This window comes from Paraburkholderia sp. A3BS-1L, assembly GCF_051125215.1.
GTDB lineage: Bacteria > Pseudomonadota > Gammaproteobacteria > Burkholderiales > Burkholderiaceae > Paraburkholderia.
Map to the genome: position 1 here is coordinate 97,510 of NZ_CP120445.1, position 21,904 is coordinate 119,413.

Annotated in this window: 17 protein-coding genes; 16 read left to right on the forward strand and 1 reads right to left on the reverse strand. The window is 58.1% G+C overall.

Annotated elements, in window-relative coordinates; all coding sequences use genetic code 11:
• Nucleotides 1-449 precede the first annotated feature (449 nt).
• Nucleotides 450-1,418, reverse strand: a complete 969-nt coding sequence (locus P5W99_RS31290) for an alpha/beta fold hydrolase (RefSeq protein ID WP_434666101.1) — start codon at nucleotides 1,416-1,418, stop codon at nucleotides 450-452.
• Between the two features lie 390 nt (nucleotides 1,419-1,808).
• Between P5W99_RS31290 and P5W99_RS31295 the strand changes: the two genes are divergently transcribed.
• From P5W99_RS31295 to P5W99_RS31370, 16 genes are all read left to right on the forward strand, one after another.
• Nucleotides 1,809-2,744 carry a LysR family transcriptional regulator gene (locus P5W99_RS31295; RefSeq protein ID WP_434666103.1) on the forward strand — a complete coding sequence of 312 codons (936 nt, stop codon included), beginning with the start codon at nucleotides 1,809-1,811 and terminating at the stop codon, nucleotides 2,742-2,744.
• A 567-nt stretch (nucleotides 2,745-3,311) separates the two neighbouring features.
• The gene (locus tag P5W99_RS31300; RefSeq protein ID WP_434666105.1) at nucleotides 3,312-4,544 is read left to right on the forward strand and encodes an acetyl-CoA hydrolase/transferase family protein; all 1,233 of its coding nucleotides are present in this window, start codon (nucleotides 3,312-3,314) and stop codon (nucleotides 4,542-4,544) included.
• A 459-nt stretch (nucleotides 4,545-5,003) separates the two neighbouring features.
• Nucleotides 5,004-6,158, forward strand: a complete 1,155-nt coding sequence (locus P5W99_RS31305) for a CaiB/BaiF CoA transferase family protein (protein WP_434666108.1) — start codon at nucleotides 5,004-5,006, stop codon at nucleotides 6,156-6,158.
• Between the two features lie 321 nt (nucleotides 6,159-6,479).
• The gene (locus P5W99_RS31310) at nucleotides 6,480-7,625 is read left to right on the forward strand and encodes an acyl-CoA dehydrogenase family protein (protein ID WP_434666111.1); all 1,146 of its coding nucleotides are present in this window, start codon (nucleotides 6,480-6,482) and stop codon (nucleotides 7,623-7,625) included.
• Between the two features lie 87 nt (nucleotides 7,626-7,712).
• Nucleotides 7,713-8,210, forward strand: a complete 498-nt coding sequence (locus P5W99_RS31315; RefSeq protein WP_434666114.1) for a MaoC/PaaZ C-terminal domain-containing protein — start codon at nucleotides 7,713-7,715, stop codon at nucleotides 8,208-8,210.
• Between the two features lie 11 nt (nucleotides 8,211-8,221).
• Entirely contained in the window at nucleotides 8,222-9,433 is a 1,212-nt protein-coding gene (locus P5W99_RS31320; RefSeq protein ID WP_434666117.1) for a thiolase family protein, read from the forward strand.
• A gap of 20 nt (nucleotides 9,434-9,453) precedes the next feature.
• On the forward strand, nucleotides 9,454-9,873 hold the full coding sequence (locus P5W99_RS31325) for a Zn-ribbon domain-containing OB-fold protein (RefSeq protein ID WP_434666120.1): 420 nt from the start codon (nucleotides 9,454-9,456) through the stop codon (nucleotides 9,871-9,873).
• A gap of 135 nt (nucleotides 9,874-10,008) precedes the next feature.
• Nucleotides 10,009-11,229: a CaiB/BaiF CoA transferase family protein gene (locus tag P5W99_RS31330; protein ID WP_434666123.1), complete on the forward strand. Its 1,221-nt coding sequence runs from the start codon at nucleotides 10,009-10,011 to the stop codon at nucleotides 11,227-11,229.
• 23 nt (nucleotides 11,230-11,252) lie between these two features.
• Nucleotides 11,253-12,410 carry a CaiB/BaiF CoA transferase family protein gene (locus P5W99_RS31335; RefSeq protein ID WP_434666126.1) on the forward strand — a complete coding sequence of 386 codons (1,158 nt, stop codon included), beginning with the start codon at nucleotides 11,253-11,255 and terminating at the stop codon, nucleotides 12,408-12,410.
• Between the two features lie 141 nt (nucleotides 12,411-12,551).
• Complete coding sequence (locus tag P5W99_RS31340; protein ID WP_434666129.1) at nucleotides 12,552-13,130, forward strand: DUF2889 domain-containing protein; 579 nt, start codon at nucleotides 12,552-12,554, stop codon at nucleotides 13,128-13,130.
• Nucleotides 13,131-13,645: 515 nt separating this feature from the next.
• Nucleotides 13,646-14,458 carry an enoyl-CoA hydratase/isomerase family protein gene (locus tag P5W99_RS31345; protein ID WP_434666131.1) on the forward strand — a complete coding sequence of 271 codons (813 nt, stop codon included), beginning with the start codon at nucleotides 13,646-13,648 and terminating at the stop codon, nucleotides 14,456-14,458.
• A 65-nt stretch (nucleotides 14,459-14,523) separates the two neighbouring features.
• Nucleotides 14,524-15,780: a CaiB/BaiF CoA transferase family protein gene (locus P5W99_RS31350; protein ID WP_434666134.1), complete on the forward strand. Its 1,257-nt coding sequence runs from the start codon at nucleotides 14,524-14,526 to the stop codon at nucleotides 15,778-15,780.
• A 185-nt stretch (nucleotides 15,781-15,965) separates the two neighbouring features.
• The gene (locus tag P5W99_RS31355; RefSeq protein ID WP_434666137.1) at nucleotides 15,966-16,766 is read left to right on the forward strand and encodes an SDR family NAD(P)-dependent oxidoreductase; all 801 of its coding nucleotides are present in this window, start codon (nucleotides 15,966-15,968) and stop codon (nucleotides 16,764-16,766) included.
• Between the two features lie 712 nt (nucleotides 16,767-17,478).
• On the forward strand, nucleotides 17,479-18,858 hold the full coding sequence (locus tag P5W99_RS31360; RefSeq protein WP_434666139.1) for an MFS transporter: 1,380 nt from the start codon (nucleotides 17,479-17,481) through the stop codon (nucleotides 18,856-18,858).
• A gap of 398 nt (nucleotides 18,859-19,256) precedes the next feature.
• Nucleotides 19,257-20,075, forward strand: a complete 819-nt coding sequence (locus P5W99_RS31365) for an enoyl-CoA hydratase (RefSeq protein WP_434666142.1) — start codon at nucleotides 19,257-19,259, stop codon at nucleotides 20,073-20,075.
• A 105-nt stretch (nucleotides 20,076-20,180) separates the two neighbouring features.
• Nucleotides 20,181-21,722 carry a 2-isopropylmalate synthase gene (locus P5W99_RS31370; RefSeq protein ID WP_434666145.1) on the forward strand — a complete coding sequence of 514 codons (1,542 nt, stop codon included), beginning with the start codon at nucleotides 20,181-20,183 and terminating at the stop codon, nucleotides 21,720-21,722.
• The last annotated feature ends 182 nt before the right edge of the window (nucleotides 21,723-21,904 follow it).

The window sequence follows — 21,904 nt, forward strand, 5'->3', positions numbered from 1 at the left end:
GGTGATGTGGATCAGCCGTCAACGCGACCAGCGAAACATTTCCGTACTTCGATGGGAGCACGATCAGAATGTGTGGAAGATTGCGTTTGCTACTGTGCTTTCTGCGACGTCCAGAATACTTTCGGGAGTCTGTTTACGTTCCACCAATCGGAATCGCAAAGAGGCCGTGTATGTAGAGTAAGTTGTAGGTGGGGAAGTGTGAGCGATCGTGAGCGATCGTGCAGCGAGTTGAATGAGCGAGCTACCAGGATTTGCTCGTTGAGCTGAGGAGGCGTTCTTGATGGGAAGAGTCGGCGGCTTCTTCGAGAACGGGAGTCGGTTATCTCGTTCCGTACAATGACAAGTTCGTCGGCGGACGGAACTCGCCTGGTGGATGTTTTCTTCGGGTAGTCGATGTCGCTCGGTAGCAGGTTACAGGTTCATCTGGGGGCGTTCGCTAGATAGTCAGATCATTCCAATCTGGCTTGTTCATAGAGCCGTTTGGTCCGTGAACGACTGTTTACTATCCGGCGGCTGATGAAGCGTAGTACCTTTTCACCGCAAATCTCGTCATACTCGCCAAGCTGATGGCCCGCGCCTTGAATGCGGACGTACTCGGCTTGTGGACAAAGTGCGCAAAACTCTGCGACACCCAACTCGCTAATGACGTCCGACTTCTCTCCGCGCATAAGCAGTGTGGGCTGAGCGAGCTTTCGTGCACTTGCAATGAGCCGTTGATGGCGCCTCGCCATGTCGCGAGGCCACGAAACAAAGTGGGGGTCGCAGCTCCCGGATTTGCCGGTTGAGACCGCCTGCTGACGCATATCCGACTGTATCCGAGCGACGCCCACAGGCTCCGTCTGCGGCGCAAAGTTGATAAGGATTAGCCCGCGTGCATCTACGAAGTTCTCGCCGACTGCGAGCAAGCTGGTAGCTGCTCCGGTCGCAGCGCCAATAAGTATTGGTCGTGTTACGCCCAGTGAGTGTGCGATACGTTCAAGGTCTCGCACCATCGCACCTTGACTGTAATTGCAGTCCGTTGGCCAGTCCGAGCAGCCGTGGCCTCGCGCGTCAAAAGAAATGACATGAAAGCCTGCCTCGCCGAGCAGGTGCGCCATATGGCGCCATGAGTGGCGGGTTTGTCCCGCACCATGGAGCAACATGACCGGGGTGCCGCTCGGGTCACCCAATGTGTCGCCGCCTAAGCGAACTCCGTTGTGACCTCTCCACCAATGTTGTGGCTCAGGAACCAGGGTCAAACCGTTCATCATAATCGTCGTACTCGTTGCGTCGATTCTCGCGCGTAGCTTAAGAATGTTCAGGCCAACCTTTAATCTCAACAATAGAAGTCCGGGCGTCAAGGGCGATGGGCGCGATGTTCCGTGCTTTGAAGGTCTACGCGTGAGGCCAGGATCGGCTTGCGTGGCTAATCCACACATTGAGCGATAGTATGAACACTATCGCCACCTGGACCAGCAGGTCGTCCACATCGAGCGGGGCTAGGCCGTACCACCGCGTGAAGCCGGGAGTGCTGCGCGGTGTTTCTTTCCAGCCCTGACATTTACACGATTACGGCAAGCCTGCCGGCTTCCAAGGTGGGCGGCTTCGCACAGTTTTCGGGCGACCGGTCAGGTCGCCGTAGGTGTACGAACATACGAGGCCGAGCGGCGGATAGTGTACGATTCGTTCATCCGGATTGCGTGGCGCGCACAGACCGCGCAGCAGTCACCTGGATCGATCTCGGGCAGCTCTACGTTTTCTTGCGAGGTAAATGTACGCGTGCCACTGGGTCCTTGGATAGCATCAGAAAGACGTGTGAAAGAGGAGACATGAGTACCTTTAACCGGCTGCATCTGGTACGGCAGGTAGACCTGCTTACGTTGAAACTTTTCGTTTCGGCGGTCGAGGAACAGCAGATTGGCCTTGCCGCGATTCGCGAAAACATCGCGGCATCCACAGCGACCAAGCGCATCCAGGATCTCGAAGACATCGCGGGCGTGAAGTTGCTCGAGCGTGGCCCGAAAGGCGTCGCGCCGAGCCCGGCGGGCGCTGTATTGGTGCGCTATATCAGGCGCATTTTCGAAAACCTTGACGACATGCGAGCCGAGATTTCGTCGTTTACGGAAGGTATGCGCGGAGAACTGACGATCGCATCAGCGCGCTCGATCATTGTGCCGTTCATCGCACGCGAACTAGGCGACTTCAAACGCGAATATCCGCTTGTCGAATTCGTTGTGCGAGAAATCGAAAATGCCGGGATCGTACAAATGGTTGCGCGTGGCGAGGCAGACGTCGGCGTGTTTGCGGCCACGCACGAACTCGATCTGAGCGGGGTGGATGTCACGCCATATCGTACTGATCGCCTGATTGCGGTTGTGCCGCAAGGACACCCGTTGAGCGAGCGCGGCAAAGTCTCGTTTGCCGATCTGCTGCAGGAGAATCTCATTGCTGTAAACGCGATGCGGGGTGCATTTCGCGTTGCATCGCGGCGGTTGGGAGTCGAGTTCGAACCGCGCTACAGCGTTGCCAGCGCTGGCGTTGCCGTTAGCCTCGTCGAGGCAGGACTTGGTGTGACTATCCAGCCTGAGTGCCTGGTAAGCCACGAATTGTTCAGCCGTGTTTCCGTGCTGGAGTTGGCTGAGCCTTGGGCCGTACGCAGGATCCACATTGCGACGGCACGCGGACGTGAGCAGAACCCCATCACAAACGCGTTTGTCAGCCAGTTGCTCGACCATCCACGCGGCCAGCCAGCAGTCGGAGTTTGATCAGAAGGGAGACGATCGTGCCAGGTTGAACCGGTGGGTTACCGGTTCAACTGGTACGCAACTGACATCCCCGTATTCTCACTTGAAGTCCGACAAAACGGGTCTTCGGACGTCGGTTAGTCGCTCCGGTCGAGTACGGCGGCATACAGCGCCACTCAGGGGGGCGCTCGCGGCGCCAATCGCGTGATCGTTTCCATGTACCGTTAGTTTGCGAGCACTCTTGCATGAAGATTTGAATAGAGAATCCGCCTGCCAGATAGTTCGAAGTACGGAACGGTGGTGGAATTCAGATTGACGCTCGATGTCAGCGCGGTCAATGATGCGGGAACCGTATGATCCACACCTGTGCAGCCGCCGATACTCGGCTAGCTTTCCATCGGCGCTAAGGCACATCTAAGTCATCTGATTAGCGCTACACGATGGCGGTATCCGGTCATCGTGGGCGGATGATCCGACCTGACCTGGATTCGTTCGGATCCAGTTTGATCTTTCTATTCTTCTATTCGCATGAACCACAGCGAACTCTCGCCAACGTGTCAGTCTGGAACCCCTGATTCCGATTGCAGTGTGCCTGATCTCTCGCAACTGATCCGTCCGGGCGACACCGTCATGTGGGGGCAGTCCCACGCCGAGCCCGTGAAGCTAATGCGTGCGCTCGTCGCGCATCGCCACACCTTACGACGGATCCGTATCTTTCTCGGCATTGGTCGCGCGGAGGTGTTGGCGCCCGAGTATGCGAGCGAGTTCGATTTCCTCGCATACTGCGGGAGTGGGGCCAATCGCAAGCTTGCTCGCGCAGGGGTACTTGATATTCTCCCTGTGCACTACTCGCAGCTTCCGGCGCTGATCGGCAGCGGTAAGTTGCGGATCGATGTCGTCATGCTGCAGGTTTCGCCGCCTGACAATAACGGACGTTACAGTCTTGGCCTCGCGCGTGAATATCTTGTGGAGGCCGTGAAGCATGCGCGCGTCATCATTGCAGAAGTGCATCCCGAGGTACCGTGGACATATGGCGAACCCTATTTGGTGGAGTCCGATATAGATTTGCTGGTCCGATCCGACGAACCCTTTGGCGATATTTCTGTTGGCGCGCCGGGAGCGGTCGAGACGGCCATCGGGCAGCATGTCGCGAGTCTGGTGGAGGACGGAATGACAGTGCAAACCGGCATCGGAGCGATTCCTGATGCAGTGCTCGCGGAACTTCGAGGCAAACGCGATCTCGGCGTGCATACCGGTAGCATCGGCGACGGCGTAGCGGCGCTTTGCGAGGCAGGAGTGGTGACGAACGCCAGGAAGACGATCGATGCCGGCATTACTGTCGGCGGGGTCATCATCGGCTCCGAGCGCGTAAGGCGCTGGGCGCATCAGAATCGTGCGCTCGAGCTGCGCGGCACAGGATACACGCACAACCCCGCGGTGCTCGGCAGAATCGAGCGCTTCGCGGCTATCAATTCGGCAGTGGAGGTTGATTTAACAGGGCAAGTCAACGCCGAAATGGTCGCCGGCACCTACGTTGGTGCGGTCGGAGGTGTTTGTGATTTTTTGCGTGCGGCTCAGACTAGCCGTGGCGGCCTACCGATCGTCGCCCTACCGTCAAAGGCTGGTGTGCACAGCCGAATCGTCTCGCGTCTATCGGGGCCCGTGACGGTGCCGCGCAGCGACGGTTGCGTGATTGTAACAGAGCACGGCATCGCTGATCTGCGTGGTCTCTCGCTCGCGGAGCGCATTCCTCGCATGATCGCGATTGCTCACCCGGAGTACCGCGAACGTCTGGAACGGGAAGCACGCCAGAATCAATAGAGCACTGGTTCTCGGCGCGATTTCTTCGGCCACGCTTCCCACAACCAGAGCGGCCGATTGATGTGCTTACATTCGTCTCGCTGCAGGGGCCGGTTCCTCGGCATGTAGTCGGGCGAATTGGGCTGCCCGTCTCGGGTCTTGTGTTCTGTGTGCATCGTTACTGGTGGGGTATGGCACTTAGCCGACCGACTTCAACCAGGAGACCATGCCTGGCTGCCCCGGTCCCGGGAGACTTGCCGAATTCTTCATATTAAATCGCTGCACCGCATTGCAGGCTCTGTCCGTTGTTTCGTCCCGCTCCCCGAAACGAGCGTAATGGCGTAGCGGGGATGTTGCGGCAGCGTGGGAGGTGCCGGCTGTCCCGATTCGACGTCGTCGAAGTCTCACTTCGGTTATTTGCTGTTGGACAGGTTCCGCTAAGGAAGTAACCTGAGAAAAATCAATTTGGAGACACATGTAATGGGCGAAACCCAAGGACCGTTATCGGGCATCCGGATAGTCGAACTGGGGGGAGTCGGGCCCGTGCCGTTCTGTTGCATGCTGTTGTCTGATCTCGGTGCAGACGTGATTCGCATTGATCGCCCTCCCGGATACGATGGCGGTGTGCACGGCGACCCGCGTTTCAATTTGCTCCACCGCGGCCGACGTAGCGCTGCGATCGATCTGAAGCAACCCGGTGCGGCTGACACGGTTCTCAAGCTAGTTCAGCGTGCAGACGCGCTTGTTGAAGGATTTCGGCCCGGTGTGGCGGAGAAGCTCGGACTGGGCCCTCAGGATTGCCTGGCGGCAAACCCTGCGTTGGTCTATGGACGAATGACAGGCTGGGGGCAAACCGGTCCGTTTGCGCACGAACCTGGCCATGACATCAACTACATTGCGTTGACAGGCGTACTGCATTCAATAGGTATGGCCGAAGGCCCGCCCGTGATCCCACTCAATCTCGTCGGCGACTTTGGCGGCGGTTCGCTCTATCTCGCGCTCGGAATAGTCTCCGCAATTCTGGAAAGCAAACGCTCGGGAAAAGGTCAGGTGGTCGACGCTGCCATGGTCGATGGCTCGGCTTCGCTTATGACACTTTGTTATGGGCTGCTTGCGAGTGGTTACTGGAAGGACCGCCGCGGCAGCAACCGACTCGATTCCGGTGCACCCTGGTACAACGTGTACGAAACGAAGGACGGGCTTTGGGTGAGCGTGGCTTCGAATGAGGCACGTTTCTGGCGCAATCTGCTGAGCGTGCTGGGCTTGTCGGAAGATGAGGTTCCCGACCAGCACGACACCAACCACTGGCCCGAGATGCGCGAGAAATTCGCCGCGATCTTCCGCACACGCACGCGCGAAGAGTGGTGCGCGCTGGCTGATGGCTGCGGTGCGTGTATTGCTCCGGTGCTGTCCATGACCGAGGCACCCATGCATCCGCACCTACGCGCGCGTGGGACATTTGTCGATTTCGACGGGATCCTGCAACCAGCGCCGGCACCGCGCTTTAGCCGCACACCCGGCGCCATCCAGCGCGGGCCTGCGCAACCGGGCGAACACACCAACGAGGTGTTGAGCGACTGGGGAATTTCACGGGATGAGATCGCTGCACTTCGTCAAGCTCGCGCCATCGTTTGATCAGACGTGACGCGCAGCAGATGGTCGCACCGAGCTGCTTCAATTCACATCGATTCGTATTCCTGTGCGTTCAGTCGCAGTTTGACGCTACTCGCGTCTAAACCTTTTTTCGATGCTCTCATACTCGATGTAATCAGTGCGTCAGCGCTTGATGACTTTCCGTCGACGTGCGTAAGAAATCTATCGATCTGCGATCTTCGGGATTTTCGAATCTTTGATTCGGAATTGACCAGTTGGATCGACTGGAGCGTCGCCTTAATCTAATGACAGTGATGTCCCGCATCAGACCGGGAAAACACACATTAACTGGAGCGAAGACAAATGCAAGCCAATTTTCTGGATGAATCGCAAGCGATGTGGCTCGACACCGTGAACCGTTTCATGGATAACGAGATCACCGTTGAGTACGTGCGCAAGTGCGACATGAATCGCGATTACCCGTACGAAGCCTACGAAAAGATCGCGAAGCAGGGCTGGTTGGGCATCCTCATTCCGGAAGAGGAAGGTGGCTCGGGCGGCGACATCTTCGACTATTCGCTGATGGCCGAAGGCCTTGGCAAGTTTGGCTTTGACTTCGCGTGCTCGGTGCTTGTCCCGACCTTCACTGCGATGAACATTACCAAGTTTGGCACGCCCGCGCAGAAGGCGAAATACGTCCAGCCGTTCATCGACGGCAAGATCCGTTTCTCCGTGTCTATCTCGGAACCCGATGCCGGTTCGGATGCAGCCAACACGAAGACCCGCGCGCGACGCGACAGCAATGGCGACTGGATCGTCTCAGGCCAAAAGCTCTGGTGTAGCGGGGCGGCCGCGAAGGATACGGTCATCGCGATGCTCGTGCGCACGAGTACGGACGACAAGCACAAGGGTCTTTCCGTGCTGCTCATCCCGAACGATACGCCGGGCATGGTGATCAACAAGCTGCCTACGCTCTCGCGACATGCCACGGGTACGACGGAAATCTTCCTCGATGAAGTGCGCGTGCCGGGCGATGCGCTGCTGGGCGAGGAAGGCCAGGGCTGGAAGATCATCACCGAGCACCTTGAACTCGAGCGCTGCGCGGTAGCCCATGCGTACACGGGGAACGCTCAGCAGGCCGTCACGACGGCTACCAAATACGCACACGATCGCATTCAATTCGATCACCAGTTGTACGACTTCCAGGTTATTCGCCACATGCTGGCCGACTGCCAGACTGAAGTCGACGCCGCGCGTTTGCTCTGCTACCGCGCCGCGAAGATGGCTGCCGCTCACGTGCCGTGCAGCCGCGAAGTGTCGATGGCGAAACTGTATGGATCGGAAACGCTGAAGAAAAGCGCGCTCGCCGGCATGCAAATTCTCGGTGGTTACGCGAACCTGCCGGAAGCCGACATGGAGCGCTACCTGCGCGAGAGCATCCAGTCGACGATCGGCGGCGGCACGTCGCAGATCCAGCGAACCATCATCGCGAAGTCGATGCGCCAGTAACACTCCTTATCCGCACACAGTCAAACGCTGGAGTGCAGGCGCCGTGTTCGCCTGCACCTGCACACTCGATTATTCAGGAGACTTTTAATGAGCGTCGTTAACAACAGTATTAACATTCCGCTGGACGAGTTGGAAGTGGGCCAGAAGTTCCGTTCGCCGGGCCGCACCGTAACCGAAAGCGACGTCGTGATGTTCTGCATGTTCACGGGCAACTGGATTGAGATCCATTCGAACAAGGAATACGCTGAGAAGACCCGTTGGGGCGAGCGCATTGTGCAGGGCATGCTGACGTTTTCGCTGATCTCCGGGCTGCTGCAGTTCGGCCCGGCCATTCAGGCGAACTACGGCGTCGACAAGATGCGCTTCCTGAATCCCGTGAAGATCGGTGACACAGTCTACGCGAGCGCCGAAGTGATCGCGAAGAAGGAGAAGGACGATAAATTCGGCGTGGGCACCATGCTGATTCAGGCGTACAACCAGCGCGGCGAAGTTGTGCAACGCAGCGAATGGAGCCTTCTGATGCTGCGTAAGCGCGCTGATCTCGAAGCGTTGATCGCCGAAGCCCAGCCCGACTTCAAGGTCTGAGGAGTCCAGGCATGAGTCCCCAACCGGTTGCGGCGATTATCGGAATGGGCGACGCCTACGCGTCGCTTGTGAACAAGAAGGATCCGTTGCAGTTGGCGGCCGAGGCGACGCTCAAGGCGCTCGCTGACGCCGGCATCGGCAAGGATCAGGTGGACGCGGTATTCACGGGTCGCTCGCCCTGGGCCGACAAGCGCTCGCAGTGGAGCAACATCTTCATCTCGCACATGCAGATGCCGGTGACGATCACGAGCGAGCTGACAATGCACGGCGCGGGGCTGACCTCGACGCTAGCGATAGCTTCGCAGATGATCGCGGCGGGCCGCGCGGAGTACGTGCTCTGCTTGCAAAGTGATGCGACCGAGCTATTTGTCGACGCAGTGGCGATGGGCGCGGAGGCAGATGCGGACCCGCAGTTCGAGATCCCGTATGGACCGACCATTCCGGCCCTGTACGCTCAGGCCGCGCAGCGGTATTTCCACGAATTCGGCATCACGGAAGCTGACCTTGCCGATGTCGTGATCGCAAATCAGCGTTGGGGGCGCCACCATCCGCATGCCGCGAAAGCCAAGTTCGGCGAGATCGATCGCGAGAAGGTATTGTCGTCGCCGTATGTGGCGACGCCCTTGCGGCGCTGGATGTGCTCTACGTGGGGGGGCGGTACGGGCGGCGCGCTCGTCGTCACCTCGCCTGAGAATGCTCGCCGCGCACGCAATCCGGTGTACCTCCTTGGCTATGGATCGGCGACCACGCACGAGTACTTGACCGATCGCATGAACATGCGGGCGTGCCGGTTTGACAGCCTCGGCGCATTCCCGAATCTGACCACGACGGCGACGGCCGAGGCGGCTCGCCAGGCGTACGCCATGTCGGGCTTGACTCCGGCCGATATCGATATGGCGCAGATTTCGGTGAACTTCGCGCACATGGGTCCCATCGTGATGGAGGATCTGGGCTTCGCCAAGAAGGGGCACGGCATCGACCTCTATCGCGAAGGACGCACGGGTGTGGATGGCGACCTGCCGACTGACACGAATGGCGGCTGGCTCTCATTCGGGCAACCGGGTATTTCGTGCAACATGGATAGCATGGTGGAGGCCGTTCGCCAGTTGCGTGCCGAGCCGCTAGGCCTCGCGCCTGCGCGCCGTCCGAAGACCGTGCTTGTGCAGGGTGCAGGCGGGATGCTGGCTGCCGGCGCAGTCCTGCTGTTGTCCTCTGCGACTTGATATCCGATCGAGAATATCCCATGACAGACATTCATTCCTTGAATTCATGGCCGCAGCCCTATCGCCTGATGGATGCAGAGCCGTACTGGGCCGCGTTGTCGGAAGAACAACTGACTTATCAGAGTTGCGAAGACTGCGCAACGGCGGTATGGCCGCCTCATTCGTTCTGCACGCATTGCGGTTCGAAGTCTCTAGAGTGGAAGCGCTCAAGCGGCCGCGGAACCGTGTACTCGTACAGCACGATCATGCGCGGACCGACTCCTGTGTGGGCCGCGATTGTTCCCTATACGGTCGGCTTCATTGAAATGGAAGAGGGCTATCACCTGTTTTCTCAGATCGAAGGGGAGCCAGCCGCTGTAGCGATCGGCCAGCGTGTATCAGTGCGATACGTGCAGAGGGGCGAACAGAAGGTTCCGGTGTTCGCACCCTTGGATAAATAGCGGATTGGTCACCCTAAAAAATCGGAGGAGACATTGTGAAACAGAAAGATTCGACGTACGGCCGAGTTGTGCAGCTGGAATTCGGCCGTGCAAGCCTCGCTTGCCGCTGCGGAATCTGCCTCGAGGGGAGGCAACATGGCCGGACCGCTTGATGGAGTGCGTATCCTCGATTTGACTTCTAATTTCATGGGCCCGTATGCATCCTTGCTGCTGGCTGACATGGGGGCGGACGTCTGCAAGATCGAATCGCGCGACGGTGATACCACCCGCAACATCGGTCCGAGCCGTCACGCGGGCATGGGCCCGATCTTCTTGCATCTGAATCGCAATAAGCGCAGCCTCGTGCTCGATCTGAAACACCCGGACGGAATCGGTGCACTCAAGCGCATGGTGAAAAGTGCCGACGTGCTGCTGTACAGCATGCGACCGCACACGATGGAGAAGCTCGGCGTCGCGTATGAAGACGTGCGCAAGGTGAACCCTCGCATCATCTATTGCGGCGCGTTCGGATTCGGCCAGAACGGGCCCTACGCGGCACGCCCCGCGTATGACGACCTGATCCAGGCAGCCGTTGGCATGCCAGTCCTTCAAAGTCGGAAGAGCGGGCCGCCGAATTACGTCGCAACCGCGATTGCCGACCGCGTCGTCGGAATGGCGACCAGCAATGCGGTGGCAATGGCACTCTACAGGCGCGAGAAGACTGGCGTCGGGCAGCAGGTGTTTGTGCCGATGCTGGAAACCTTTGCCCATTTCGTACTGGGCGATCACCTGTACGGGCATACCTTTGTACCGCCAATCGGTGATTGGGGATACGCCCGCATGATGAATCCGGACCGCCGTCCCTATCGGACGCTTGACGGCTACATCGGCGTCAATGTGTATGCAGATCATCACTGGAAGAAGTTCTTCGTCCTGTCGGGTCATCCCGAGATGGCGGAAGATCCACGTTTCAACAACATCGGCGGACGCACCGAGAACATTGCGTACCTGTACGGCTTCCTGGCGCAGATCTTCGAGACGAGAACCACTGCGGAATGGGTCAAGTTGCTTAGTGAAGCCGATATTCCGATCATCGAGATGAATACGCCCGAAACGTTGTTGGACGATCCACACATGAAGGCAGTTGGTTTTTTTGCTGAGCAGGATCATCCGTCGGAAGGGAAGATCAGGACACTTGGTATTCCTCAGCAATGGAGCGAAAGCGCGCCTGAACTTCGCTATCCTGCACCGCGTTTGGGCGAGCATTCCAGGGAACTGCTAACTGACTACGGGTTCAGCGGAGAAGAAGTTGACGCGATCATCAATTCCGGTGGCGCTATTGCCGCTGAGCCAATTGATCCAGCGGTGTCCACGTAATTCCGACGAAGGGGAGAAGAACGATGCTGCATGACTTGCCGCTGTCGGGCGTTGTCGTCGTGGAATTGAGTGACAGTGCTTCCGCACCATTCGCCGGAAGAGTTCTCGCCGCGCTTGGCGCCGACGTATGGAAAATCGAACGGCCGAGCGGCGATTCGGCACGCGGCTGGGGGCCAAGCAAGTGGAAAGGCAGTGGCGCGGCATATCATGCATTGAACCGCGGGAAACGCACGATCTCAATCGACATTAAAGACCGCGACCAACTCATGACTCTGCATCAGTTGATCGCTGAGCACGCGGATGTGTTCATGCACAATCTGCGGCCCGGGTCCTGTGGCCAATACGGTCTTGATGCGGACAGTTTGCGTGTGACGAAGCCGGAACTGGTTTATTGCGAAGTCGGCGCATTTGGGCATGTTGGGCCACTTAACACGTTGCCTGGCTACGACCCCTTAATGCAGGCGTTTTCGGGGATCATGAGCATCACTGGCGAAGAAGGGCAGGCGCCAGCACGCGCTGGTGTTTCGATCGTCGATTTCGGGACTGGCATGTGGGCGGTGATAGGCATTCTGTCGGCGTTGTACCGCCGTCGGGTCAAGCACTGCGGCGCATCGGTAAACTGTTCCCTTCTCGAAACGGCGATCGCCTGGATGACGGTCGGAATTGCGAATTACAACGTGGATGGTGAGCCGGGCGGTCGCCATGGATCGGGCGTCGCATTCATAGCTCCCCATCGTGCCTATGAGACGGCTGACGGCCATCTTATCGTGAGTGCCGCGAACGACCCGCTGTTCGCCCGCTTGTGCGCGGCGCTGGGCCGGCCCGAATGGGCGCTCGACGATCGCTTTGCACTTAACTCGGCTCGCCTGAAGCACCGTGTGGAACTCGATCGGCTGATCGGCGAGCGTTTGATCACCGAGCCGCGCTCTGTATGGCAGGCGCGTCTGCAGGCCGCTGGTATTCCGGTCGCGCCGATCCAGACCACAGCGGAAATTGTCGGGCACGAGCAGACTAGCGCGCTTGGCATCATCGAAACGCCGCCCGACGACGAGGTTGGACTCGTCGGCCTTCCGTTGTCGTTCGATGGCAGGCGCACACCAGCGCTTCACGCAGCACGGGAGATCGGTGCCGATAACGAGGTGCTTGCACGCATGTTGAAAACGAGGCCCGAAAGGCCTTAGGGGGCGCACCAAAGGCAGTGTTTGTCGTACGTCGTGATTCGCCATGGCTGAAGCATGTGCGCTGCCTGGGTTGGAACTGACGATTGAGTCGCGCTGCGGGTTCATGTGCAGGACCACAACAGGCTGAGGAAAGGGAATAGTATGACAATCCGGGAAGCCGGCTTTTCTGCCGACGGGGTCACCCGCGAACCGGTGCATACGCGGTGCATCGAATTCGAGTGCTTTCGCCGCAGCGACGGGCTATTTGAAGTCGTGGGTCACCTGACGGACCGCAAGCCGTACGACTTCACCCCTTCCTGCAGTTCTCGCGTGATACCGGCCAACGATCCTGTTCACCGCATGGGCGTGCGTGTTCTACTTGATATCGATCTGGTTGTGCGCGCCGTCGACACCTACGTCAATGCTTTCCCGTACCGGGAGTGCTCGGGTGGTGGTGCGGCGCTGCAGGCGTTGGTGGGTCTGCGTGTCGGCACAGGTTGGCGTAGGGAGGTGGGTAAGCGTCTGCCACCGGCAGACACCTGTACCCATTTGCGAGAGATATTGATTCCACTGGCAACCGCTGCCATCCAGGGCGTCAATCCGTTTCGGGCGAAAGGGCTGCTCGACGGAGTGGGTCCGGAGGGTAAGCCGGTTAAGGTCGACAGCTGTTATGCGTACGGCTCTTCGCGCGAGATCGTCAAGCAGTATTGGCCGGAATTTCATGTTCCTGCAAACACGTGATTTACACACGAAGTACGGGCGTGAACCACCCGCGCCTGGGGCGTAGCGCGACTTGCTTCCGTGGCGGTGTTGGGTCTCAACGGATGCGTGCATCTGCGGGCGTCTCGAGCCTCACATATAGCGCAGGAATACGTCGTTGACGCCGTCCTGCTTGTCGAACCGCAGAAGGACTCCACGGGCGGATCGAATAGCCGGTTCTCGGTAAAGAGCTTGTCCGCGGCGACGTCGAGCCTGGCGAGGACTTTGGCGCACTGCGCCAGGCTGCGACCCGAGGCCCGATCTGCTCCTTCAGCCGCCGCCATCAGCTTTTTCGCACACAGTCGAGTAGCAGAGGTACGGCCCGATAGCGGGCGACTTCTCTGCCCGTACCATCCTCCCTACGCGAGGACTTGGCGCTGAGTGCGGGAAGTCCGCAATTCGAAGAGTGCGAATCCTCGCTTCGGATCAATTCAATTGTCCTAAAGCGGCTTCAGCTTCTATTGTTTTCGTCAATAGAGAGAAATTAAGGAGATGCAATGGAGACAATGCCCGTTTCTGGGAAGGACGCTGGCGGACACGTAACAGCCATTCGCTGCGGTGCGGTGGGTGTCATCGAGCTGAGCCGCCCTGACAAGTTCAACGCGTTGAGCCGCGCCGCTTTCGACGCGATTGCAGCTGCGATGGAACAATTCGAGCGCCCTGATTCGGGCATTCGCGCCGTTTTGATCAGGGCGCAAGGCAAGCACTTCAGCACGGGGGGAGACCTCGAAGAAGCGCGAGCGATGATGGAGGACACGGCTCGGCTCGACGAATTTCTGCGTCACGTCGGCTCCGTGCTCCAGAAAGTGGAAGCCAGTACGTTGCCTGTCGTAACCGCATGCCAGGGGCTCGCGTTGGCCGGCGGGCTCGAACTGACCCTCTGCTCAGACGTTGTCTTCGCCGACAACGATGCACGATTTGGTGATCAACATGTGCAGTATGGGTTGGTACCGGCATGGGGAGCAACACAACGCCTGCCGCGCCAGATCGGGTTGAAACGTGCCCTTGATCTGATGTATTCCGGGCGATGGATTGATGCTCACACCGCGCTGGAGTGGGGCTTGATCAACTACGTCGTGGCGCCTGACCAGTTAGCCGAAGAATCGATGAAGTATTGCCAGGCCTTGGCTACGCGCAGCCGGCCTGGTCTTGCGGCAATGAAGCGGCTGGCGCGCGGTTCGCTCGAGCTTGGTTTGAGTCAAGGATTGCAGATTGAACGCGTAGCTGTCTCGCAAAGCATGCTCGGGCCCGATCCAGCGGAAGGAATTGCGGCTTTCCTGGAGCGGCGCGCCCCAAGCTTCTCTGGATAGCCTTCGGATTCGGTTGAACCGTAATTCATATCACGCAAATTTTCATTTTTTGGGCTGCTAACTTGATGAATCAATCTTCGGAATCGGATCGAAAGACTTCTCGCGGTGGGCCGCTGGCGGGTGTACGCATCGTCGACCTCACCTCGAATTTTATGGGCCCTTACGCTTCTCTGCTGCTCGCGGAAATGGGCGCGGACGTATGTAAGGTGGAGGCGCCGGAAGGTGATACCACACGCAACGTAGGACCGAGCCGTAACAAGGGAATGGCGGCAATCTTCCTGCATTTGAACCGCAATAAGCGCAGCGTCGTCCTGAACCTTAAGAAGCAGTCGGGTTTGAATGCACTCAAGAAGATGATTCGTTCCGCAGATGTTCTGCTTTATAGCTTGCGTCCACAAGCAATGGAGCGGTTGGGCCTCAGCTACGAGCAGGTATGCGCGTTAAATCCACGCATTGTTTATTGTGGCGCGTTCGGATTCAGTCAACGCGGTCCGTATGCCGCGCGTCCCGCATACGATAATTTGATCCAGGCTGGAGTCGGGATGCCGGAAACACAGGCGCGCAAAACCGGTGACGCACCCAGCTACGTTGCGACGGCCATTGCGGACCGCCAGGTCGGCATGGCAACCAGCGTCGCGGTTCTAGGCGCACTCTTTCATCGCGCGCAAACCGGGCGCGGGCAGGCGGTGTCGGTTCCGATGTTCGAGACATTTGCGCACTTCGTACTCGGCGATCATTTGTACGGTCACACGTTCGTGCCGCCGATCGGCGACTGGGGCTATGCCCGCATGACCGCGCGAGGCCGTCGTCCATTTCCCACGCTGGACGGGTATATCAGCGTGGAGGTCTATGCAGATCATCACTGGCAGCGCTTGTTCAACGCCGTTGGCAAGCCTGAGATGTCCAACGATTCGCGTTACGTGAGCATCCATACGCGCGCTCAGCACATGGATGAGTTGTACGAATTCCTCTCGACTACGTTCAAGACCCGTACTACCGCAGAATGGGACAAATTACTAACGGAGGCCGATATTCCGGTGATACCGGTACATACGCCCGAGACGGTTTTGAATGATCCACACATGCAGGCAATCGGATTTTTTGGGGAAGAAGTGCATCCAAGCGAAGGAAGAGTCCGTACTATCGGATCCCCGTTCGAATGGGGGGATAGCCCGCCCACTTCCGGGTTTCCAGCACCGCGCTTAGGGCAGCACACGACGGAACTGATGCTCGAATACGGGCTGAGTCGAGACGAAATTGACGCGGCGCTAGGGGACGGCGGCGCCTTTGCGGAACAGGGGGAGGTCGCGCGCGAGGGCTGAGGTACTCCGGCGGTTGCCGGTTGCGACATTGTTATTTGCTCTCGCCGCACCAGAAGCAATAGAGTTGGGACATTGATTTTAGGCGACAGGATGGGTCTTGGTTACAGTTGCCGAACGTGTGGTCCGGCGCTCGAACATAGTGGGTTGGGTATCCGCTTTTTTTAACGATCTTGGGGCGAATGCTAATGAGCAGTCTTAAAGGTAAGGTGGCAATCGTCACCGGTGGCACGGGCGGGATAGGAAAGGGCATTGCGCTGCAGCTTGCTGCACGTGGAGCCGTGGTTGTAATTAGCGGACGCAGCGCATCGAAAGCAGAGGCCGTTCTCGTCGAACTACGACGCAACGACGCTGTTGCGGATTTCATTCCGGGGGATGTCCGGTCGAAAGAAGACATGGAATCCCTGGCGGCAGAGACTGCGCGTCGATACGGTGGTATCGACATTGTCGTGGCCAACGCGGGCGGCAACGACGAAGAGGCGCGCTCGCCCGAGGTGCGCGGCCCATTCTCCAAAATCGATCTGGCGCGTGTTGCCGCGGTCGTCGCGGAAAATACCACGGCGAAGCTGTTTCCGGTGCAAGCAGTTCTCCCGTACATGAAGCCTCGAGGAGGAGGTAGCGTCATTTTTGTGACGTCTGAAGGTGGCAGAGTGCCGACGCCCGGCCAGACGGCCGTATCGACCTTTGCCGGTGGGCTGATTCGCGCGAGCAAGGTTATTGCGAAGGAGTTGGCGCGTGACAAGATTCGGGTCAATTGCGTCTGCGTTACGGTCGTACGCGAGAGCCCGTCTTGGGACGCAGTATTTGGCGAGGACAGCAAGGTCTCTGAGCATCACCGCAAGCAATACGAGAAGATTGTGGAAGGCTGTCCGCTTGGTGTCGCGGCTCCGCTTGATATCGGTCAGGTTGTGGCTTTCCTGGCGTCTGACGAATCATCGTATCTGACCGGTGCAACGCTCAGCCCCACAGGTGGCTTGACTGTCCATTGAGGATCGGCGGCAGCGGCGCCCAGGTTTATGGCATCGACTGTCTTGGGAAAGGCGGCGCGCGCCGCCAGGATGTGGCCTGTCTGCCGCCATTCGCCTAACGAGATGCGCCCGGATCGCGCGGGTTGAGGTCAGCGCCGATCCGTCTAGTGTCTATGGCCGCATTGACGTGTGGCTTGAGAGACGTGAATACATGGAAACACTAGTATCGTACGTCGATCCAATATATCAAGCGTTTTTCAGACTATCCTCGGAACATTTATTGCGATTCGAAGTACGGAACAATTCGAGATCCAGCGTTGACCGGCACGCTTGTGGTTGCTCTAATCGACTCGGACGAATCGATAAAATTGCACGAGAGAAATTCCGATCTTGGCATCATCAATATCGGATTTTTTGGGTGGGGTCGCAGTTATTCAACATCTTTTCGGGCGAATTGTTCCTGTGTGATAGGGAAGCTTCGAAGGCGTACGGTCTGCACTTTATGCCGGGGTGTGATCCCCGACTGTTGTGACCTTATTTTATAAGTTGATGAATCGAAAATCACCTCCTGTAAAAATTCGATCAATCAGCTGATTTTACATAATCAATTTTCGCCTGAAGCCTCATTCTACGAGGTCATCGGTGCTTTGCCTTGTCAAAGAAAGTTCGGAAGTTTTAAGAAGGAATTCTGTAAACGGTTCTTGAAAAAGACTCGCTCCGCAGCGGTGGATCAATGAGCGATCGAGTTGACCGACAGTTGGTGCGTACGATTAAAAAGGAAGGAGACAACGTGAGTAACTTAAGTGGATGGAATGCCAGGTCCCTATTTGTCGTCATTCTGTGCTTCCTGACGATAGCGGTGGATGGCTATGATCTTATCGTCTATGGCGCGACGGTACCTCATCTGTTGAAGGAGCCCGGCTGGAATTTGACGGCGACAGGTGTGGGGCTGATTGGGAGCTGGACGCTGGTGGGCTTGATGGCTGGATTGTTGGGCGCCGGCCCTCTGGCTGACCGAATCGGACGCCGGAAGCAACTACTGATCGGCGTGGTGTGGTTTTCCATCGGAACTTTTTTGTGCTCCCAGGTTTCCTCGCCATTCGAGCTTGGCGTTGCCCGCTTCCTCTGTGGTATTGGATTGGGTGCTGTCGTACCATCATCGGTCGCATTATCAGTCGAGTATGCGCCGAGTCGGCGTCGGCAAATGGGCAATGCCATCGCGCTCACGGGTTACTCGGTGGGCGGCGTAGTCAGCGCGTTGGTGGCTCTTGCGCTGCTGCAAAGTCACGGTTGGAGAAGCCTGTATTTCGTTGGCAGTATCTGCATCTTGCTCGTGCCGCTCATGTACTTCACGCTGCCGGAGTCGGTTAATTATCTGGTGGGCAAGGGGCGTGTCGAGGAGGCACGCAGGATCGCGGCCAAGTATTCGATCGACTTCGATCGGGTACTTCGCGATGAGCAGGCTCAACAGGCGCTGCAGAAGGAGCAGAAAAGCCGAGGTAGTTTTCGGATGATGCTGTCGCCGAGGATGCGCGCTGCCTTGATAATGTTTGCGCTTATGGCTTTTTTTGGGCAAATGGTGGTGTACGGTCTCAACGTATGGTTGCCGATGTTGATGCGCAAGCAAGGGTACCCACTCGGTTCTGCTCTCGAGTCTCTCTTGATCATGCAGTGCGGCGCGGCGCTGGGCGGTCTGGGCGGAGCGTGGCTGGCCGACCGTCTGGGCTCGAGGCGGGTGATTGTGCCGTTCTTCATAATTTGCGCGGCATCCTTGCTAGTTCTGAGTCAGAAACCCCAGCAGTTTTGGTTGATGGTCGCGTTGTTTGGCTCCGGTGCGGGTTCGATCGGATCGACAACGCTAGGTTACGGGTATATCGCCGAGTATTTTCCTGCTGTATGTAGGGCTTCGGCGATTGGTGTCGCGCAAGGGTTGGGACGAATTGGCTCCGTTATAGGCCCAATGCTAGGCAGTTGGGTTGTTGGGTCGAATTTCGGGAACGCATGGAACTTCTATGCGTACGTCATCCCGGCTCTGTTGGCTGCGCTGGTGGTCTTGCAGATCCCAGGTGCTCCACGAGTCGAGGTGTCTGAAGAGCGCTTGACCAACGTGTAGCGGCTCGCGCCACCGCTATCGAGGGAGGTGGTACCGAGGCGCTGCGAAGGGTGCTACGACGATTCGAGTGCCGAGTATGTGTGCGGGTCTGCTTGCTCCGCTAGCGGATGCGAGCCAAATAGAACGACGCTTAAGTGTGGCCCCGCGTGAACGGGCTAATTCGCGCGGGGTATCTCTCCGTTGCCACGGCCATGCCAGTTTGAGCAATGTGCTGGTTTCTCGCGCTGAAAGCCTGGCGGCAAGCTACTGGTAAATTCAGGTGGGCATCCTGCGTACATTCGATGTCGGTGTCATTTCTGGTCGTACTGCTGCATGTTTTCGTTCGGCTTTAGTCTCCTGACGATTTCGAAGTGCTACGCGAAGCGATTTTGCTTGATGTGGAAATCTGGAGTAAGCGCATGAAATTTTGGGACGCGATGGAGGTGACTGGACGCTTTGCGGGCGGGAAATTGTTGGCTGGCAAACTGGGCAGCGTTGGCATCATGTTGTTCAATCATCCAGAGAAGCACAATGCTGTGACACTGGATATGTGGAGCGGCATCGTGTCAGCTTTGACTGTCCTCGAACGCGATAGCACGGTGCGAGTGGTTGTCTATGCCGGTACGGGTGGAAAGGCGTTCGTTTCGGGAGCCGACATCAGCCAGTTCGAATCGAAGCTTAATGACAGCGCATCGAGTGAGCATTACACGAGCGTCACAACGAATGCGCGCACCAGGCTGGCCAGTTTTACGAAGCCAAGTATCGCCTGTTTGCAGGGTTATTGCTTGGGCGGTGGTCTTGCGATCGCGATGGAGGCTGACCTGCGTGTGGCGTCCGCCGATGCATTGTTGGGGGTAACTGCCGCGCGCCTGGGAATTGCCTACAACGCACATTCGGTGCAAAGGCTGGTCCAGCTGATCGGTCCTTCGCGCACGCGCCTGTTGCTTTATACGGCACGTCGGTTCACGGCTCAGGAAGCGTTCGATATGGGGCTGGTGGACGTGCTCGTACAAGACCCAATCGAGGAGACTTTGACCCTTGCGCGCGGCATTGCCGCGAATGCACCACTCTCTGTACTGGCGCGCAAATTTGCCATAGCGCAATCGTTGAAAACTGCCGAGTCGCAGGACTGGGAGGGGATAGAGGCCTATAACAGGCTTTGCCTGGAAAGCGCTGATTATCGAGAAGGGCGCCGCGCATTCGTGGAGAAGCGCGAACCCGTGTTTGCCGGAAGATGATCAGCATGTTCCGGCCGGTTGTCTTGTGTAGAGTCAGCTCCAGTGTTGCGAACTCTGTCGGTTGATCACTCTACTCGGTAGTAAAAAAGGCCATGGAGGTCCACGTTGACAGAGAAGCTGATAATTTTTGATACGACGTTGCGCGACGGCGAGCAGTCGCCTGGTGCATCAATGACGAAGGAAGAGAAAGTCCGTATCGCGAAACAGCTTGAGCGGATGAAGGTTGATGTGATCGAGGCGGGCTTCGCCGCGAGTTCAAACGGCGACTTCGCCGCGATCTACTCGATCGCGTCAAGCGTGAAGAACAGTACCGTATGCTCGCTCGCGCGCGCAAACGATAAGGATATTCAGCGCGCTGCAGACGCGTTGAAGCCCGCAAGCAGTTCCCGGATCCACACGTTCATCGCGACATCGCCGCTCCACATGGCGAAAAAGTTGCAGATGACGCCGGAGCAAGTGCACGAGCAGGCGCGGCTCGCGGTACGCTTCGCGCGCCAGTTCACCGACAACGTCGAATTCTCGCCGGAAGACGGCACGCGCTCGGACATTGATTTCCTGTGCCGTGTCCTGGAAACAGTGATCGACGCGGGGGCGACGACGATCAACATTACGGACACGGTCGGCTACGGCGTGCCCGAGCTATACGGCAATCTCGTGAAAACGCTACGGGAGCGAATCCCGAACTCGGATAAGGCGATCTTCTCGGTTCACTGCCACAACGATCTCGGGTTGGCGGTCGCTAACTCGCTCGCCGGCGTGATGATCGGTGGCGCCCGCCAGATTGAGTGCGCGATCAATGGCCTCGGCGAGCGCGCTGGCAATACGTCGCTCGAAGAGATCGTGATGGCGGTAAAAACCCGTAAGGATTACTTTGGCTTCGATCTCGGAATCGACACGACTCAAATCGTGCCGACGTCGAAGCTCGTGTCGCAGGTCACTGGCTTCATCGTTCAGCCGAACAAGGCGGTCGTCGGCGCGAACGCGTTCGCGCACGCGTCGGGTATCCACCAGGATGGCGTGCTGAAGGACCGGGACACATACGAAATCATCCGTGCGGAAGATGTGGGCTGGAGCACGAACAAGATCGTGCTCGGAAAACTTTCCGGCCGAGCGGCGTTCAAGCAGCGGCTACAGGAACTCGGGATCGCGCTAGACAGCGAAGGCGAACTGAACTCCGCGTTTGTGCGTTTCAAGGAGCTTGCAGACCGCAAGGTCGAGATATTCGACGAGGACATCATCGCGATCGTGTCCGAGGAGTCGGCACACGCGCAGCAGCGGGAGCATTACAAGTTTGTGGCGCTTGCGCAGCATTCGGAGTCGGGTGAGCGGCCGCACGCGAAGATAGTGTTCTCGGTCGACGGCAAGGAGGTGACCGGCGAGGCCCACGGCAATGGTCCGGTAGACGCGATAGTAAACGCGATTGAGAGTGAAGTCGGCAGCGGCTCAGAATTACTGTTGTACTCGGTGAACGCGATCACGACTGGCACGCAGGCGCAAGGCGAAGTCACCGTTAGGCTCTCGAGGAACGAGCGCATTGTGAACGGCACCGGCACCGATCCAGATATCGTTGCGGCTTCCGCGAAGGCCTATATTTCTGCGCTGAACAAGCTGTACTCAAACGACAAGCTGAATCCACAGCGTTCATAAGCGCGGGGCGCGTGTTGGACCGGAAAGGCGCCCGTTGCGGCTTGCGTCGATTAGCGCGCTTCCCATCCGGCGCCAGTTTCGCATAGGGGGCGCGAAACGGAGTGCTCGGTCGGGCTGCGTGGGACTGCGCCGCATCACGACTACGCTAGTACGGCCAGCGACCACAGACTCCGGGCGCTGCA